This is a genomic window from Ruegeria sp. AP12 (assembly GCF_056540025.1).
This window is the reverse complement of sequence record NZ_JBQFVZ010000199.1, coordinates 1-723: the sequence shown is the minus strand read 5'-3', so window position 1 is coordinate 723 and position 723 is coordinate 1. Positions and strand designations below refer to the sequence as shown.

General features: G+C 57.1%; 1 protein-coding gene and 1 pseudogene. Both read left to right on the top strand.

Features of this window, described 5'->3' with window-relative positions; genetic code table 11:
* Positions 1-404 (top strand): 3-hydroxyacyl-ACP dehydratase FabZ (gene fabZ / locus ACR0E6_RS22245; RefSeq protein ID WP_480587453.1); only part of this gene is annotated, 404 nt, incomplete at its 5' end.
* A pseudogene (locus ACR0E6_RS22240) lies at positions 401-723 on the top strand (acyl-ACP--UDP-N-acetylglucosamine O-acyltransferase); the annotation flags it as partial. The gene fabZ and the pseudogene ACR0E6_RS22240, both read left to right, overlap by 4 nt.

Sequence of the window (723 nt, the reverse complement as noted above, 5' to 3'; positions counted from 1 at the left end):
TGCTGGTCGACAAGGTGGTCGACATCGACGGCTATCAATCGGCCCGTGGCATCAAGAATGTCACCATGAACGAGCCTCATTTCCAGGGCCACTTCCCCGGAACGCCGATAATGCCGGGTGTCACCATTGTCGAGGCGATGGCGCAGACTTCGGGCGTGATGCTGGGCGTCGGCATGGATGTCATTGATACCGAGCTGCTGATCTATTTCATGAGCATCGACAAATGCAAATTCCGCCGCAAAGTGGTGCCGGGTGACGTGCTGGAGATGCATGTCGAAACCCTGCGCGGCAAGAAGGGCGGCAAGCTGTTCAAGTTCAACGGACGCGCCACCGTTGACGGTGAGGTCGCAGCCGAAGCCGATTTCTCGGCCTATGTCGATTGGGACATGGAAAAAACGACATGAGCGGAATTCACCCAAGCGCAATCATCGAAGAGGGTGCGCAGATCGGTCAGGACTGTGTGATTGGTCCGTTCTGCTATGTGGGTCCTCAGGTCAAACTGGGCGACCGGGTCGAGTTGAAGACGCATGTGGTCGTCACAGGTGATACCTCGGTCGGCGACGATACTGTCATCTTCAATTTCTCGGTGATCGGTGAGATTCCCCAGGATCTGAAATTCGGCGGCGAGAATACGCGGCTTGAGATCGGCCAGCGCAACCGCATCCGAGAGCATGTGACCATCAACACGGGCACCGAAGGCGGTGGTGGTGTGACTCGGATCGA